This is a genomic window from Acinetobacter sp. WCHAc060025 (genome assembly GCF_004209355.1).
In the GTDB taxonomy this organism is placed as follows: Bacteria; Pseudomonadota; Gammaproteobacteria; order Pseudomonadales; family Moraxellaceae; genus Acinetobacter; species Acinetobacter wuhouensis.
Map to the genome: position 1 here is coordinate 50,293 of NZ_SGSX01000016.1, position 16,119 is coordinate 66,411.

Here is a 16,119-nt window from a genome sequence, read left to right on the forward strand (position 1 = left end):
CCACGGGCAGGTCTAGACAACCTACCGCAATGTGACTTGAAGAGAGCGCATATTCTACTGTGAAAGCAAGTTTTGAGCTAGTCATCTCTGACTTAAAAAATTAAGTTTTCTTCGTTTAAAATGCTCTATTTACTTTGACTTTCAAATTCAAACATGATTCGTAACAATTGATTTACTTGACTGAATAGCTGAATTCACCTGTCTGTGCGTTTTCTTTAGCAATGATGCCACTCTTTTTATAAAACACATCACCACAGGAAATATCTTCTTCTATTCCACCGTCAATACTAAATGAAAGCTGAACATTGACATGATGTAGATCAGGATGCTTAGTTGATGAATCTATAAAAAATGCATCTAAACTTTCCGTGTTGTAACAGACATACACTTTTTCAGCTTTGCCATTTTTATTCAGGTCAATACTGTATCGATGATCTTTATTTTGCATCAAACGATCAGGCTTGAGTGCAATAAAGTTAACTAAATCTCCCTCGCGACTGATGGCATAAGCGTATTTTTGAGTTTCAGTAGCGAAACCACTTTGACAATTTTTAACTACTTGCCCAAGTTTCACTTTTTCGACTTGAAGGTCTTCTATACTAAACTCAGATTTACCATTGAGTTCACTACTTGCTGAAATTGCCCAATAACTTTTCCCTTCTGCATGAGCATCATCCGTCCAAACACAATTTTTAGGGATAATCTGATCACCATCGGTTTGAAATGCAAAAGTCGCTATAGGCAAATCTAATGTTTCAGGTTTTGCAGGAATACTTTCTTCAATTTGAGAATGCTCTTTTTCAGCCTTGTTCTGTGTTTCAGCTTCTGACTTTGAATTAAGCTGTTTTTGCTCAGATTGACTACAAGCGGATAAAAGAAGTGCGCTCATCAATACTAATTTTTTAGTCATATTACCTTTTGAATTTTCAGTGTTTTACCAAAGTCTTGTTATATTCATATATTCCTGAATTTTCAACCATTGAAATTTTCCAATAATGTGGATTTTCTAAGTTATGAATCGGTTGATAAATAAAAATTCGATGACCATATTGATCCATAAAGCTATAATCTGCTGAGCCTAAGTAGTACATTGACTCCTGAGTATCTGGGATTCGTTCCCAACCATTTTCCTTTAACTTTGAAATATAAATTTCTTCAAATTGTTGCTGTTTTAACTCAATGTCAGATATTTCAAATTGAAACAGTTTATAAGGCATTTTCTGAGGTACCCATGAGATATCATCATATTTAAACGGTGCTAACTTTTCAGCAAAAATGAGTCGTGCTTGATCATTGAAATAACTAAAAATTTTCGGTGAATTGCGAAGTCGTTCCTCCACAGTCACATCTGCATATTTCAAACGAGTTTTAGGTTCAAACAGTGATAAAAACTGAATAAAACCATAGAGAAATAAACCGACAACAATCCAAATTCCATAAGCGAAGAAATGTGCTTTTATTTCTAACTTGTAATCAAATTTTTCTTCTTGATCTTGATTGTTATTTTCCTGCAAATTTTTCTCCAAGTTTACTTTTACATGGCTTTAATTTACTTTTGATTTTGTTAACGCCTACGTCTTTAGACTTTTTAAATCATCGTTTAACCTTATTTTTAAACTGCATATTAAAACTAATTGATTAATTAATAATCATAAATTTTCAAATACAATCATTATGATGACTTTTTCCTAACATTTCGACATACAATAAACCCTTAAAATATTTATGTGTTTTAATTAACCTTTAGAGCTTTGTTTATGTCAGACCATACATCATCCACTTTGGACGAAACTTCAACATTAACGCTTGAGCGTTGTACGACTTGCAAAGAACTTGTAAATGCAAACGAACTTGACCCAAATTATGATGGACCTTTAGCCACATATTCAGACCAAAGCTATTGTACTTTGAAATGTATGCTCGAATCTAAAACAGTCCAAACATCAATAAATGAATCATAAGCGACTGTTTTATTGTCAATAAGCAAGATTTAAACACCGATTGATTTAAATTTTGCTTATTATTTATTTTCAAATCTTCATTTTCAAAATTGAACCATCATTCCAAACACATGATTTAATTCGTCAACTTATGTCGCCCTACTCTAGTACATTCTCAATTAATTTGGCATGATGCAAATAAGTAATAGGTGAATAACGATAAATGATACAAATGCGTTGGTTAGAACTACTCTCCACAGTTCGCTTAGGTAGTAAAAAGCAAAGTACAGAACAGGCACGTAGCCCATTTCATAAAGATTATGACCGTATTATATTTTCACAAAGTTTTCGTCAACTGAATCGCAAAACGCAAGTTCATCCGCTCACACAACATGATGGTATTCACACCCGTTTAACCCATTCACTCGAAGTATCTTGTATTGGGCGTTCGCTCGGGATGCTTGCAGCCGAAAAAATCAAAGATGAACTCCCGATGTGGATTTCCCCTGCCGATGTTGGGGCAATTATTCAAGCCGCTTGTTTGGCGCATGATATTGGCAATCCACCCTTTGGACATGCAGGTGAATATGCGATTCGAGAATGGTTTGACGATGCCTCACATACAGACTTTTTAAAAGATCTCAGTTCAGAACAACAAGCCGATGTCCGCCAATTTGAAGGCAATGCGCAAGGTCTAAGACTACTCACCAAAATTGATTATCATCCCAATGATGGCGGAATGCGCCTTACTTACGCAACGTTAGGGGCTTACTTAAAGTACCCATGGTTATCAAAAACCATCGAATCCCAAGGTGATACGCCAGCAAGTAAACGTGCCAAGTTTGGTTGCTATCAAGCGGAAAAAGATATTCTTCGACAAATTGCCACTCAATTAGGGTTAATTCAGTTAGGCGAAGATCATTGGTGTCGTCACCCTTTGACTTATTTACTCGAAGCAGCAGATGATATTTGTTATGCGCTAATCGATCTTGAAGATGGCATTATTTTAAATATGCTGACTTATGAAGAAGTTGAACCGATTTTCCTAGATTTACTAGGTGATTTTGGTATTCCTGCTGAACTGAATATGCCTTATACCACGTGGCAACAAAAAATTGCGGCTTTGCGTGGGCGTGTAATGAAACGCCTTGTAGATGAGGTCACCACCGCATTTGCCAAACAGCATTTTCAAATTTTATCAGGTCAACTCAAAGGTTCGTTACTGCAATATTGCTCAGAAGATATTGAGATTGGTATCGATCGTGCGAAAAACCTAGCACGTGAAAAAATCTTTGAGCATCCGCAAAAGTCAGGTTTGGAAATTATCGCCCATCAAAGTTTACAACATATTTTAGATGCCTTTATTCCACTCACCACACCGAATAAAACCTTGAGTTTTAAAGATGGCCGATTAATGTCGATTCTAGAACGTTTTGGCGCACGTTTTAGTGATGATCATTATGACAATATTATGCAAGTTTTGGATATTGTCAGTAAATTTTCAGATCATCAGGCATATAACTTAGCCCAAGAATTACAGGGTAATAAGGTTGGTTTCTTTTAAAGCATTTGAAGAATGAAAGATTGGTAATTTTTCAAGCTTCGTTATACTCTCGGAACAATTTAAAATATCAACATCATGCCACTTAAATGTAAAGCATGTTGATTTAACTAGCTAAAAGTGAATAAATGCAATGATCGGATGTCTAATTGGTGAAGTCTTAGCTTTAGAAGCACCGACTGTACTTTTAAATGTAAATGGCGTGGGCTATGAAATTGACACCCCGCTTTCTACCTTTTGCCAACTGCAAAAAGGTCAAAAAGTTACACTTTGGACGCATTTAGCCGTTCGTGAAGATGCTCAACTTCTTTATGGTTTTTTAAATCAACAAGAAAAAATCATTTTCCGCACTTTGCTTAAAGTGAATGGTGTTGGTCCTAAAATGGCTTTAGGCATTCTTTCAACCTTAAGTGTGGAAATGTTGGTACATACTGTTGAAAATGGTGATGTAAAAACACTGGTTAAAGTTCCTGGTGTTGGTACAAAAACTGCTGAACGCTTGATGATTGAATTACGTGATCGTTTTAAAGCCTTCACAGTGGGTGGAACATCTTCAACATCAACCACAACACAAATTCAATTTACTGGAAATTCTGCGATTGCAGAAGCAGAAGCCGCATTGCAATCATTAGGTTATAAACCACAAGAAGCACAGAAATTGGTCAATGCAGCCAAAGGTGATTTCACTGAAGCAAGTGATATTATCCGTGCAGCACTTAAATCGATGAATAAATAAGATAGATCAAACATGCAAGACCGTTTAATCAGTGGTTCTGAAAAACCCGAAGATCATTTTGATCGTGCCATTCGCCCAACTTCACTGGATGACTACATTGGTCAGCCTGTGGTACGTGAGCAAATGGAAATCTTTATTGGTGCGGCACGAGGACGTGGTGAAGCACTCGACCACACTTTAATCTTTGGTCCACCAGGCTTAGGTAAAACGACGCTTGCGAATATCATCGCACGTGAAATGGGTGGCAATCTCAAATCCACGTCTGGTCCTGTACTGGAACGTGCAGGTGATTTGGCGGCAATGCTGACCAATCTTGAAGAAGGTGATGTACTCTTTATTGATGAAATTCATCGTCTTTCTCCTGTGATTGAAGAGATTCTCTACCCTGCAATGGAAGATTATCAACTCGATATTATGATTGGTGAAGGCCCTGCTGCTCGTTCGATCAAGTTGGATTTACCGCCATTTACACTGGTTGCCGCAACCACACGTGCGGGTCTACTCACCTCACCTTTGCGTGATCGTTTTGGGATCGTGCAACGTCTTGAATTTTATTCTGTAGAAGATTTAACCCATATTGTGACTCGTTCAGCCAATCTTATGGATGTACCAATTACCCATGAAGGTTCAGTTGAAGTTGCACGACGCTCACGTGGTACACCGCGTATTGCCAACCGCCTGTTACGACGTGTCCGTGACTATGCTCAAGTCAAAGGGACTGGTGAAGTCACCCAAGAAATGGCACAACGTGCTTTAGATATGTTGAATGTTGATAAAGATGGTCTGGACACGCTGGATCGTCGTTATTTATCCATGCTGTTGGAACGCTTCGATGGCGGTCCTGCGGGCGTAGAAGCTCTCGCTGCGGCAATGGCGGAAGATTCAGGCACTTTGGAAGATGTGATTGAACCGTATTTGATTCAGCAAGGTTACGCCATGCGTACCGCACGTGGTCGTATTGCCACCAATCAGGCTTATTTACAATTTGGAATGACACCACCTGAACCGAAAAATTAGTATCAAAGGGAGATTATTCTCCCTGATCTATCTCGACATTCAAATTCACGATTTAAAAAACTCAAAGATAATAAGATGAATGAAGCACAAATCATTAAAAAAATTGAATTAGATTATTTGGCACAATTTTCTGCTGATCTTATTAATCTCACGATCCCGCGTCATATTCCTTTAAATCAACTCAATCATGCGCAAATGAATTATCTAGAAGAATTGCTCAATATTGAAAATAACGTCCACCTTGATATTTTTGTGAAAAATATCAATACAAAAGAAATATTTGAAATTGAAATACAGGATTTTGAGAAAATAACGCGATCTGCCTCAAACTATATCATTGAAAATATTAAATTTAACCTTGCCTCAGCCATTATATTTATCGGAGTGTATTATCAAGAAGATATAGAACATTTAGCTAAAGACAAAGCATCCCCTGCAAAAATTAATACGTTGTATATATGTATTGCCGTGATAACAATGATCTTCAGCATTTACCTCATCTTTAATATCAATGATCAATATGGGAAAATTTTTGAATTTATTGTATTTTCAGTCGGATTCCTTGCAATCGCATATATTTATGAAACTTTCAAATCTCTATTACCAAAACGAAAAAAATTAAGAGAAAAAGAGCATCAGTATTTAATTGCTGAATATTTAGGCTTACATCTCGAACAAACAGCAGTCAACATCTTAAAGTTAGACATTTGAGATTTGATTATCAATGATTAAATCTCCAGACTCCATGAGTCATAAATTATATCAATGATAAGATTTGAAACCTTGTGCCATTGGACAATTAAATCAGAATGCTAAACTGCAAACCGTTAAAGAGCATAGATTTGAGCAATTTTACAGCTCACAACTCCCTTCCATGCTCAAAAAATATAACACCTTGTAAATGTGCAAACTGGTAAATGATTATGGCGAATAAATTCGAGTTTCAAATCCGTGTATATATTGAAGATACCGATGCAGGTGGTATCGTTTATCATGCCAATCATATTCGCTTTATGGAGCGAGCACGTACAGAATGGCTTCGCGCATCTGGCATAGATCATTATTGGCATCAAAAAGATTATAATTTTGTTGTACATAAAATTGCTTTGAAATATTCTCGTCCTATACTTATGGACGATCTTATTACTGTTACTGCACGTGTAGTTTCATGTAAAGCTTCGTCATTTGTGTTGCAACAGAATATATATCGTGGTGAAATCATGCTAGCTTCAGGCGAGGTTGAATTGGCATGTTTAAGTACAGACATGAAACCTCGTCGAATTCCTGATGAAATCCGTGACTTAATTCTTCGAGAATTAGCGCACGAATAAAAATATTTTTGGCACATGTAACTATGGCAACACAACTAGAATCTTCTCTACATATCTCTGATTTAATTTTACAAGCGAGCCCCGTGGTTCAATTGGTCATGCTAATCCTTGTATTAGCTTCAATTTTTAGTTGGTTTCTGATTGCCAAGTTACATATGGGCTATAAAAAAGCCCGCCAAGGCGATGAACACTTTCAAAAAATCTTTTGGTCTGGTGCTGAGCTCAATACCTTATATAACAATGCTCAACTCAACTCTAAACGCGATGGTTTAGAAGATATTTTCTATCAAGGTTTAAGTGAATTTCTAAAGCTTAAAAAGCGTCATGCAGATACTGCACCGATGATCGAAGGCACTGAGCGTATTTTACGCGTCGGTTTAAGTCGTGACCAAGGTCGTTTAGAACAAGGTCTAAGCTCACTTGCAAGTATCGGTTCTGTTGCACCTTATATTGGTTTATTTGGTACAGTTTGGGGCATCATGAGTGCTTTCATTGGTTTAGCTCAAGTTGAACAAGTGACTTTAGCCACTGTTGCACCGGGTATTGCAGAAGCGCTTATTGCAACAGCAATTGGTTTATTTGCTGCGATCCCTGCGGTATTGGCATTTAACCATTACACGGCGAAAGGCGAAGAAATTTATTCTGATCGAGCTTTATTCTCGGAAGAAATGGTGGCGCTATTACAACGTCAATCTGTGGGTACTACACAGGAAGTTGAATAATGGCAATCCGACGCTCTGGCAGTTTTGACCGTATCAAAAAACCGTTAAAAAGTGATATGAATGTCGTACCGTATATCGACGTCATGTTGGTTTTATTGGTGATTTTTATGGTCACTGCACCGATGATCACCACTGGGGTAAAAGTAGACCTACCACAGGCGAATAATAATCCGCCAATTCAATCGGAAGATCGTCCTGCGATTGTCACGCTTGAAGCGGATGGTTCAATCAAACTCGAAGATAAAACACATAATAATGATGTATTAACACTCGATGAATTAAAAACCATACTGACAGAAAATCAAAAACAAGCACATGCGAATCAAAAACAATTGTCTGTTTTGATCAATGGTAGCCAATCGCGTCCTTATGGTGAAGTCATGCAACTCATGTCTGCTCTTCAAGATGCAGGTTTAAACCAAGTAGGTTTATTGACCGAGTCTGTTAAAAAGTAAGTTATGAAAAATAATCAAAAGCCACAATCTAAAGAAACAGCGATTGCACTTGGATTTACGATTGGAATCCATGTGGTGGCACTGACTGGCTTACTTTTTCTCGGCTTAAGTAAACCACCTGAACCACCTAAACAGATTAAAACAGTATTAATCAAACCTGAAGACTTACCTCCTCCAGAGCCAAAACCTGTAGTGGATTCTGATTCAGTAGAAACTGCGGATACTCAAGTTGCAGAAAAGGTTCAACAAACTGCTGAACCTGTTCAAGATGCACCCAATATTCCGACTGAGCAAAAACCTGATACTACAGCCATCGATCAGCAAAAGGCTGCTGATGAAGCCAAAGCTGCCGCTTTAGAACAACAAGCCGCGCTTGCAGCTGCAAAAATAGCGCAAGATAAAGCAGCGAAACTGGCTCAGGCTAAAGCAGATGCAGCTGAAAAGGCGAAACAAGAAGCGGCTGAAAAAGTGAAGCAAGCCAAGAATGCTGCCGACAAGGCTAAAGCTGTCGCAGAAGCTCAAGCCAAAGCTGAGGCAGCAGAAAAAGCGAAGCAACTTGCAAGAGCTGAAGCGAATGAAAGAGCTCGTCAAGCCAAATTAGCCGCAGATGCTAAACGTAAAGCGGAAGCGGCTGAGAAAGTTAGAAAAGATGCCGCTGATAAAGCACAGCAAGCGAAAGCTGATGCTGCAGCAAAAGCTAAAGCAGAAGCTGCTGAAAAAGCACGTAAAGAAGCAGCAAATAAAGCCCAACAAGCAAAAGCAGATGCAGTAGCAAAAGCCAAAGCGGAAGCTGCTGAAAAAGCACGTAAAGATGCTGCGGAGAAAGCGCAACAAGCAAAAGCTGATGCTAAAGCCAAGGCGGATGCGGACGCCAGAGCGAAGGCTAATGCGAAGGCAAAAGCCGATGCGGATGCCAAAGCTAAGGCTGATGCTAAGATAAAAGCTGATGCAGAAGCTAAACGTAAAGCAGATGCCGATGCAAAAGCCAAAGCAGATGCCAAACGTAAAGCTGATCTTGCACGTGAATTAGACAATGAAAAAGAGTCTGCTGCAGAGCAAGCCAAAAACGCGGCTGCTAATAAAAAGGCTGAAGCACGTAAAGTTGCCTCTTCTGCGAAGCGTGATTTTGAAAATAAAGTTCGAAATGCTTGGCGTATGCCTGCAGGTTCTTCTGGGCAGAAAGCAACTGCACGGGTAACTTTGACAGACAGTGGCTCAGTCGCTTCTGTGATCGTTAATTCAAGCGATCCTGATGTAAAAGCCAGTGTAGAACAAGCTGTACGCGCTGCTGCACCTTATCCGATGCCATCTGATCCAGATGCACGTCGTGAGGCGCGTAGTTTTAGTGCTAATTTCACAGTTAAATAAAATGTTGATTCACCCTACTTCGGTAGGGTGAATTTTTACATGATCAATTATCAATATGGTTTACTTATGAAGCTATTACCATGTCTCGTTTTATCATTATTTTGTTCAAGTGTATTTGCAAATACCGAACTCAACCCAAATACAATCAACATTCCTTCTGTTGAAAAGACTATTACAACTGTAGAAGCCAAAAGGCGAGCTGATGCTCCACTGAATAAAAATACTGAAGCATTAAAAATTGCATCATCGACTAAACGAGACTTCCAAAAGAAAGTTAAAAATTATTGGCGCGTGCCAGTAAACTCATCAGGACAACAAGCAACAGCACGAGTTAGTTTGAATGAAGACGGTTCAGTAGCTTTTGTCAGTGTAAATGCTTCTGATCCTGAAGTAAAAGCAAGTGTAGAACGCGCTGTTCGAGATGCTGCACCTTATCCAATGCCATCCGATCCTGATGCACGACGCCAAGCTCGAAGCTTTAGTGCTTCTTTTAAGGTTGAATAGTCTATGTATTCTTACTTCAGAATAACTCAACAGAATCACTCAACTAAAACGATATAAGTGGATACAACTAACTCAATAATCATCACATCAATGCAAAATTTTAAACACAACTATTTATAGTAAGAATATAACTTTCCCCTTAAGTAATCTTTTGTTCATAATTACATGCTTTATATAGATTAAAATCATGTCTTTATGCTACAAAGCTAACACAGTTAAAAAAACCAATATTTGAGTTAATGACGCCCCATGAAAATCATCCCTAAACATCTCTTAGGATTAGCAATTTTTGCTGCATTTAGTCCTGCACTGATTACGACAAGCTATGCACAGCTCCAACTCGAAATTGCCAAAGCACCTGAATCTGCACCGAAAATTGCAATCATCCCTTTTAGCAATGACCAAGCGATCTATCCGATTGTGGAGCAAGATTTAAATCGCTCTGGTCGCTTTACCAGTGCTTCGAAAAACCTACCTGCAACAGCAAGTTTAAATAATGTCAATGCTGAAGCATGGAAAGCAGCTGGTGTCCCTTATGTAGTATTAGGTGAATCAAAAACCAATGCAGATGGCTCATTGGCGATTCATTACCAACTGTATGACGTTGAAAAACAAAAATTCTTATTGAATGAATTACTCACTGTCCCAAAATCACGAGTGCGTTCAGCTGCACACATGATCAGTGATGCAATTTACCAAGCACTTACAGGTATTCAAGGTGACTTCACTGGACGTATTGCTTATGTATTACGTAACCCAGCAACACCTGAACAGCGCTACACCTTGCAAATTGCAGATACAGATGGCGAACAACCGAAAACCATTTTAAGCTCACGCGACCCAATCCTTTCCCCTGCTTGGACACCTGATGCGAAAAAAATTGCATACGTTTCTTTTGAAACAAAACGCCCAGCAATTTATGTTCAAGACTTGGCAACAGGTACACGTGAAAAGCTTGCAGGATTCCGTGGTTTAAATGGCGCGCCAAGCTTCTCACCAGACGGTAAATCAATGCTATTTACCGCTTCAATGCATGGTAACCCTGAAGTTTATCAAATGGATTTAGACTCACGCCAAGTCAAACGCATTACCAACGATAGCGCAATCGATACAGAAGCACGTTATTCACCAGATGGAAAATCATTTATTTTCACTTCTGACCGTGGTGGCTCTGCACAGATTTATCGTTATAACTTTGCTGATGGTACGACTAAACGTTTAACTTTCCGTGGTGCATTCAACGCACGTGGTACTTTAAGTGCGGATGGTAAATATGTTGCATTGGTACATCGTCCATCGGGTAGTAACTATAAAGTTGCGATTCAAGAAATTTCGACAGGAATCACCAATATTCTCACCCCAACCAGTTTAGATGAATCACCAAGTTTCTCTCCAAATGGACAAATGGTGGTTTATGCAACACGTGAAGGTAATCGTGGCTTATTGGCAATCATGTCAACCGATGGTCGCTTCCGTATGAATTTACCAAGTGAGCAAGGTGAAGTCCGTGAACCTGCTTGGGCACCCAAATAATCGTTTGTTTTAAAATTTGTAAATGTTTCGTTAATTTAATATTCAATCAGTTCAAAATTGAAGTACTGGAGATCAAGATGAAATCAATTCAATATCTAGCTTTACCCTTATTAGCAGTTAGCCTCGTGATGACAGGTTGTGCAAGCCGTAAACCTGCTGCAACAATTGAATCAGGCACAAATCCAAGTGGCTCAACGACTGTAAATACCGAAGGTCTAAGTGAAGATGCTGCTTTAAATGCTCAAAACTTAATTGGTGCATCGTCTAAAGGTGTAACTGAAGCGAATAAAGCATTCTTAGCAAAACGTGTTGTACATTTTGATTATGACAGCAGCGATTTGTCGAATGAAGATTATCAAACACTTCAAGCACATGCACAATTCTTGATTGCCAATGCAAACTCTAAAGTGGCTTTAACTGGTCATACAGATGAACGTGGTACACGTGAATACAACATGGCTTTGGGTGAACGCCGTGCAAAAGCAGTTGAAAGCTATTTAATTACCAATGGTGTCAAAGCAAATCAGCTTGAAGCAGTCAGTTATGGTAAAGAAATGCCGATCAAAACAGGACATGATGAAACTTCGTGGAAAGAAAACCGCCGCGTAGAAATTAACTACGAAGCTGTTCCACCGCTTTTGAAATAATTTCTAAATCATGAATAGATTTTAAGTTCTTAAATCGTTATAGAGAATGCTCAATAAATTGGGCATTTTTCTATTTCTCACTTTACCTAGTTATTATCCAGTCCAATAAAAAGCGTCCATTTAAAAATGAACGCTCTTTTATAAATTAAGCCTTGGATTGCTCTGGCTTGGGGCTTTGCATGGATTCAATCATGTCATGTTTATTGAATTTTTTAAACTCAGGTTTCGCTTCATAATCCTTCCATGCATCTTTCACACTTTCAGTACTGATTTCTTTTAAATCAATACCTTCACCTTGTGTTGGAGTCGCTTCAAACTTGGCTGTTGTCATCTCAGTGCTCCCTCTTTCCATATCGTTATAAGTTCAACATAACACTTTATAAAATACTTGCAAGGGCAATTTCACGACAAATAACACAGGATCATTTCTATTTTTGTCTGAACTCATCTAAAATAGGCAGATTGTTTAATTTGATCGACTATTTTGCTTTTGGAGCACCCCTGATATGTCATATCGCACCCTATCCCAATATTTAGAACAACAACAAGGGAACCTGACACCTGAACTCGCAAATGTTATTGAAACAATTGCCACGACGTGTAAAGCAATTGATCAACTTCTTCAAAAAGGTGCTTTGGCAGGTGTTTTGGGTAGTGCGCAACATGAAAACGTACAAGGTGAAGAACAAAAGAAACTCGACGTTATTTCAAATGACTACTTAATTGATGCATTAAAAATCAATAAAAATGTCGGTGGTTTAGCATCTGAAGAATTAGATGAATTCACCCCTGCACAAGAAAATGGTAAATACTTGGTTTTATTTGATCCACTTGATGGTTCAAGTAACATCGACATTAATATGTGTGTTGGTACAATTTTCTCTATTTTAAATGCAAAAAATGCAGTCACTCAAGCTGAAGACTTTATGCAAGCGGGTAAAGACCAAGCTGCTGCGGGTTATGTACTTTATGGTCCATCAACTATGATGGCGTTGACTGTCGGCGCTGGCACAGTATTCTTCACTTTTGATCCTAAATCTAAAGAATTTTTACTGACTTCTGAAAGCATTCAAGTGGCTGCAGATACCAAAGAATATGCAATTAATGCATCAAACCGACGCCATTGGGAAGCACCTGTAAAACGTTATATTGATGAGTTACAAGCGGGTAAAACTTCAGTACGTGACAAAGACTTCAACATGCGTTGGGTGGCATGTATGGTAGGTGACATTCACCGTATCCTATGCCGTAGTGGTATTTTCCTTTACCCATACGATACCAAAGATCCGAAAAAAGCAGGTCGCTTACGTTTAATGTATGAAGCAAACCCAATGAGTATGCTCATGGAACAAGCAGGTGGTGCATCAACCACTGGTCGTGTCCGCATTTTAGATATTCAACCGACAGAATTACACCAACGTGTTCCTGTGGTGATTGGTTCTAAAAATGAAGTTGAGCTTGTAACAAGCTACCACAACTAAGTTTTTAAAATTTTTTACTCTCTGCTTCAGGGAGTAAGTCCATTCAGGGGTTATTGCAGATGCACAACCCCGATTTACATTTTTTGGATGCACTCCCATGCCTACCATATTTTTAGAATCACGTGATAACCCCAAAATTAAACACTTACGTGGTTTAATTGAACAAAATACCTATCGTAAAAAACAAGGACAAACCGTTCTTGAAGGAACACATCTAACACTCGCTTGGCTTGAAAAAAACCGCCAAATCAAGTCGATCTTTACCACCGAACATGCACTTGAACACCCTGATTTTGATGAAATTTTTTCTCAATACACAGGTATCGTTTTTGTCTTAAGTGAAGCGTTATATAAAGATCTCAGCACTTTAGGCACATCTATCGCCTGCCTAGCAATTGTAGACCTACCCTCATCACGTGAAGCTTTGAATTTTACAGAAGACACCTTAATTCTTGAAAATATTCAAGATCCTGGAAATGTAGGTACACTACTACGTTCAGCAGCAGCTGCAGGAATTGAACAAATCGTCTGTACCAAAGGCTCTGCATCACTTTGGTCACCACGAGTCCTTCGCGCAGGTATGGGCGCACATTTTTCACTACAAACTTATGAAAATGTTGTACTCGAAGACATACTCAAACAATTTAAAATTCCAGTTTATGTCACTAGCTCACATAACGCAGAAAGCCTTTATTCAAAACAATTGCGAAAACAGTGTGTCTGGATCTTAGGTAATGAGGGTCAAGGCGTATCAGACTTTGCATTACAACATGCAGAAGCCGTAAGCATTCCACAACCAGGTGGTCAAGAGTCTCTCAACGTTGCTGTTGCTGGGTCAATTTGCTTCTTTGAAATGGTCAGACAGCGCCTATAATCGTTAATTTATTTTAAATTATGCCCGTTATTGTCAAAAATCATTTAAACTAAAAAAATAATTGATTTCATGTCAACCCATCACTGATTTTAAACGTTATATGGATACGAATTTAAAATATGTATGGTGGGTACCCAATGACGGGATTTTCCATCTCTATGGACTTAGCACCGAAGAAGTCACAGTCTGAATTAGCCAGTACTCAAGCGAGTACAGCTGAACAGCGTCTGCGTTTTTTTATGCAGGATGTGACAGGTCGTGCCTTAGTGATGATGGAAAATGCGACCCAAGGTCATAATGGGATTGCAATGGATTTGGTACAGGAAGCGTTTATTTCCCTGTATAAATCCTATGCTGACAAGTCCACAGAAGAATGGTATCCCCTGTTCTACACAATTTTAAATAATAAGTTACAAGACTGGCGTCGCAAAGAAGCGCGACGTGCTTCCCCATTCTCTTTATTTCGTAAAATTGATCTAGATTCTGACGAAGAAGAAGTGATGGAAATTGTAGATGAATCTACACCAAACCCACTTCAATTCTTAGATCAAGATGTCACTGTAGAAGAGATTCAAGAAGCCATCAGTCGACTTCCTGTACGTCAACAACAAGCATTTATGTTACGTGCTTGGGAAGGTTTTGATACACAAACAACAGCTTCAATTATGAACTGTACTGAAGGTAGCGTGAAAACCCATTATCACAGGGCGATTCAAGGATTGAGAGCCACGCTATCACATCTAAATCCGTATGGAGGTTCATCACATGAATAATGATGATTTTACCAAACAAGTTACCACCAAATTGGATGGAATTGCTCGCAATCACCGTAATAAGGCAGTTGTGATCAATAACGTACTTGACCATATTGAGCATAAGCAAACATCACGTTTTGCACATTGGAAAATGACAGGATTTGCACTTGCAGCTGCAATCACTGGTTTTGTGGTTATTCCAAATGCTTTTGACTTATCAAAAGATGCTCAAACACCGCAACAAGTGGTGGTTAGCCCTAAACTCTCACCTCAAATGATGGAAGATTTAGACATGCTTTCTGTATTTGGCGAGGATAAAAATTCCCATGGCAGCTAGAAAATTAGTTTTGGCATTTTGTGCTATTGGTTTTCTACAAACAAGTTTTGCTGGATTTGAGCGTTTTTGGATTTTTTCTAAAGATGCAAATACTCAAGTCAACGAAACATGGGATGGGCTTTCTGAAGAAGAACAGAAAGCACTAATTAAGCGCTATCAAAATCTAAAAGAGATCCCAACCAATCAAAGCGTAGCTTTACAACAGCGCATGGACTGGTTCACCCAGCTGCCTGAACAAGAAAAGCAAAAAATGCGTGAAGTCTGGCAACAAATGAGCAGTAGTGAACGCAATGAAATGCGTCAAAAAATGCAAAAAGCAACAACAGCTGAACAACGCAATGATATTCGCGAAGAATATATGCAAAAATATCAATTAAACACAGTTGCCACTCATTAAATTTTTTTAGAAATTACAGCCAGTGAATGTCCTCACTGGCTTTTTTTGATTCAATCACTTGCCCTGCAATTCTTATCAATCACAGATTTAGTCCATCATCACATTGCTATGTTAGGCATTATCCGTCTTAGCTATCACTTCAAACTTGCCTTGAGGTGTTTTAATCAACACAAGTCCTTCACTACTAATGTAAAAACTCTTTGGGTAATCAAAAGCCAAAGCCAATTCTGGATTTCTCAACTCAACAAATTCAGCTTGCTTATATCCTTCAATTGTTCGTCCAATTTCAAGATATGTCACTTCAGAAAAATTTAATTTAAATCCTTTTTCATGATCTTGTGGATCAATCCAAGGAAAAAATCCAGTGTGTTTTTTTCGTGGTTTTGCCATAACAATTTAAATCATTCATTGATATTTTTATATTTTAACGCATTCAATAAAAAACCTGCATCGAGTGCAGG

Annotated in this window: 21 protein-coding genes; 17 read left to right on the forward strand and 4 right to left on the reverse strand. The window is 38.5% G+C overall.

Annotation, left to right across the window (positions count from 1 at the left end; genetic code table 11):
• Positions 1 to 172: 172 nt before the first annotated feature.
• On the reverse strand, positions 173 to 910 hold the full coding sequence (locus tag EXE09_RS13785) for a hypothetical protein (RefSeq protein ID WP_130117661.1): 738 nt from the start codon (positions 908 to 910) through the stop codon (positions 173 to 175).
• Between the two features lie 16 nt (positions 911 to 926).
• Positions 927 to 1,514, reverse strand: coding sequence for a hypothetical protein (locus tag EXE09_RS13790; RefSeq protein ID WP_130117662.1), 588 nt, complete (start codon positions 1,512 to 1,514; stop codon positions 927 to 929).
• 243 nt (positions 1,515 to 1,757) lie between these two features.
• Here EXE09_RS13790 and EXE09_RS13795 point away from each other — a divergent pair, with 243 nt between their 5' ends.
• The 12 genes from EXE09_RS13795 (at position 1,758) to pal (ending at position 11,814) form a co-directional block, all read left to right on the forward strand.
• Positions 1,758 to 1,961, forward strand: a complete 204-nt coding sequence (locus EXE09_RS13795) for a hypothetical protein (protein ID WP_130117663.1) — start codon at positions 1,758 to 1,760, stop codon at positions 1,959 to 1,961.
• Between the two features lie 202 nt (positions 1,962 to 2,163).
• The gene (locus EXE09_RS13800; protein ID WP_130117664.1) at positions 2,164 to 3,504 is read left to right on the forward strand and encodes a deoxyguanosinetriphosphate triphosphohydrolase; all 1,341 of its coding nucleotides are present in this window, start codon (positions 2,164 to 2,166) and stop codon (positions 3,502 to 3,504) included.
• Between the two features lie 130 nt (positions 3,505 to 3,634).
• A complete protein-coding gene (gene ruvA, locus EXE09_RS13805) occupies positions 3,635 to 4,237 on the forward strand; it encodes a Holliday junction branch migration protein RuvA (RefSeq protein ID WP_130117665.1) in 603 nt (200 codons plus the stop codon).
• A gap of 12 nt (positions 4,238 to 4,249) precedes the next feature.
• Positions 4,250 to 5,254, forward strand: coding sequence for a Holliday junction branch migration DNA helicase RuvB (gene ruvB, locus EXE09_RS13810; protein ID WP_068976082.1), 1,005 nt, complete (start codon positions 4,250 to 4,252; stop codon positions 5,252 to 5,254).
• Positions 5,255 to 5,329: 75 nt separating this feature from the next.
• Positions 5,330 to 5,965 carry a hypothetical protein gene (locus EXE09_RS13815; protein WP_130117666.1) on the forward strand — a complete coding sequence of 212 codons (636 nt, stop codon included), beginning with the start codon at positions 5,330 to 5,332 and terminating at the stop codon, positions 5,963 to 5,965.
• 212 nt (positions 5,966 to 6,177) lie between these two features.
• Positions 6,178 to 6,585 carry a tol-pal system-associated acyl-CoA thioesterase gene (gene ybgC / locus EXE09_RS13820; RefSeq protein ID WP_068976122.1) on the forward strand — a complete coding sequence of 136 codons (408 nt, stop codon included), beginning with the start codon at positions 6,178 to 6,180 and terminating at the stop codon, positions 6,583 to 6,585.
• A 23-nt stretch (positions 6,586 to 6,608) separates the two neighbouring features.
• The gene (tolQ, locus tag EXE09_RS13825) at positions 6,609 to 7,307 is read left to right on the forward strand and encodes a protein TolQ (RefSeq protein WP_068976084.1); all 699 of its coding nucleotides are present in this window, start codon (positions 6,609 to 6,611) and stop codon (positions 7,305 to 7,307) included.
• Entirely contained in the window at positions 7,307 to 7,762 is a 456-nt protein-coding gene (gene tolR, locus EXE09_RS13830) for a protein TolR (protein WP_068976085.1), read from the forward strand. The genes tolQ and tolR overlap by 1 nt, the downstream gene beginning before the upstream one ends.
• Positions 7,763 to 7,765: 3 nt before the next feature.
• Complete coding sequence (tolA, locus tag EXE09_RS13835) at positions 7,766 to 9,130, forward strand: cell envelope integrity protein TolA (RefSeq protein WP_130117667.1); 1,365 nt, start codon at positions 7,766 to 7,768, stop codon at positions 9,128 to 9,130.
• Between the two features lie 39 nt (positions 9,131 to 9,169).
• Complete coding sequence (locus tag EXE09_RS13840; RefSeq protein WP_130117668.1) at positions 9,170 to 9,634, forward strand: cell envelope integrity protein TolA; 465 nt, start codon at positions 9,170 to 9,172, stop codon at positions 9,632 to 9,634.
• A gap of 249 nt (positions 9,635 to 9,883) precedes the next feature.
• Positions 9,884 to 11,167 (forward strand): Tol-Pal system beta propeller repeat protein TolB, encoded by a 1,284-nt coding sequence (tolB, locus tag EXE09_RS13845; protein WP_068976088.1) that lies wholly within the window; start codon positions 9,884 to 9,886, stop codon positions 11,165 to 11,167.
• Positions 11,168 to 11,244: 77 nt separating this feature from the next.
• A complete protein-coding gene (gene pal / locus EXE09_RS13850) occupies positions 11,245 to 11,814 on the forward strand; it encodes a peptidoglycan-associated lipoprotein Pal (RefSeq protein ID WP_068976089.1) in 570 nt (189 codons plus the stop codon).
• Between the two features lie 145 nt (positions 11,815 to 11,959).
• On the opposite strand, the gene EXE09_RS13855 is transcribed toward pal, so the two are convergent.
• Entirely contained in the window at positions 11,960 to 12,145 is a 186-nt protein-coding gene (locus EXE09_RS13855) for an NF038105 family protein (protein ID WP_068976090.1), read from the reverse strand.
• Between the two features lie 175 nt (positions 12,146 to 12,320).
• Here EXE09_RS13855 and EXE09_RS13860 point away from each other — a divergent pair, with 175 nt between their 5' ends.
• The 5 genes from EXE09_RS13860 (at position 12,321) to EXE09_RS13880 (ending at position 15,658) form a co-directional block, all read left to right on the forward strand.
• Complete coding sequence (locus EXE09_RS13860) at positions 12,321 to 13,295, forward strand: class 1 fructose-bisphosphatase (protein ID WP_130117669.1); 975 nt, start codon at positions 12,321 to 12,323, stop codon at positions 13,293 to 13,295.
• A gap of 97 nt (positions 13,296 to 13,392) precedes the next feature.
• The gene (locus tag EXE09_RS13865; protein WP_130113831.1) at positions 13,393 to 14,169 is read left to right on the forward strand and encodes a TrmH family RNA methyltransferase; all 777 of its coding nucleotides are present in this window, start codon (positions 13,393 to 13,395) and stop codon (positions 14,167 to 14,169) included.
• Between the two features lie 158 nt (positions 14,170 to 14,327).
• On the forward strand, positions 14,328 to 14,942 hold the full coding sequence (locus EXE09_RS13870) for an RNA polymerase sigma factor (RefSeq protein WP_068976093.1): 615 nt from the start codon (positions 14,328 to 14,330) through the stop codon (positions 14,940 to 14,942).
• A complete protein-coding gene (locus tag EXE09_RS13875; RefSeq protein WP_068976094.1) occupies positions 14,935 to 15,261 on the forward strand; it encodes a hypothetical protein in 327 nt (108 codons plus the stop codon). The genes EXE09_RS13870 and EXE09_RS13875 overlap by 8 nt, the downstream gene beginning before the upstream one ends.
• Positions 15,251 to 15,658: a DUF3106 domain-containing protein gene (locus tag EXE09_RS13880; protein ID WP_068976095.1), complete on the forward strand. Its 408-nt coding sequence runs from the start codon at positions 15,251 to 15,253 to the stop codon at positions 15,656 to 15,658. The genes EXE09_RS13875 and EXE09_RS13880 overlap by 11 nt, the downstream gene beginning before the upstream one ends.
• Positions 15,659 to 15,769: 111 nt before the next feature.
• On the opposite strand, the gene EXE09_RS13885 is transcribed toward EXE09_RS13880, so the two are convergent.
• Positions 15,770 to 16,048 (reverse strand): hypothetical protein, encoded by a 279-nt coding sequence (locus EXE09_RS13885; protein ID WP_130117670.1) that lies wholly within the window; start codon positions 16,046 to 16,048, stop codon positions 15,770 to 15,772.
• Positions 16,049 to 16,119 lie beyond the last annotated feature (71 nt).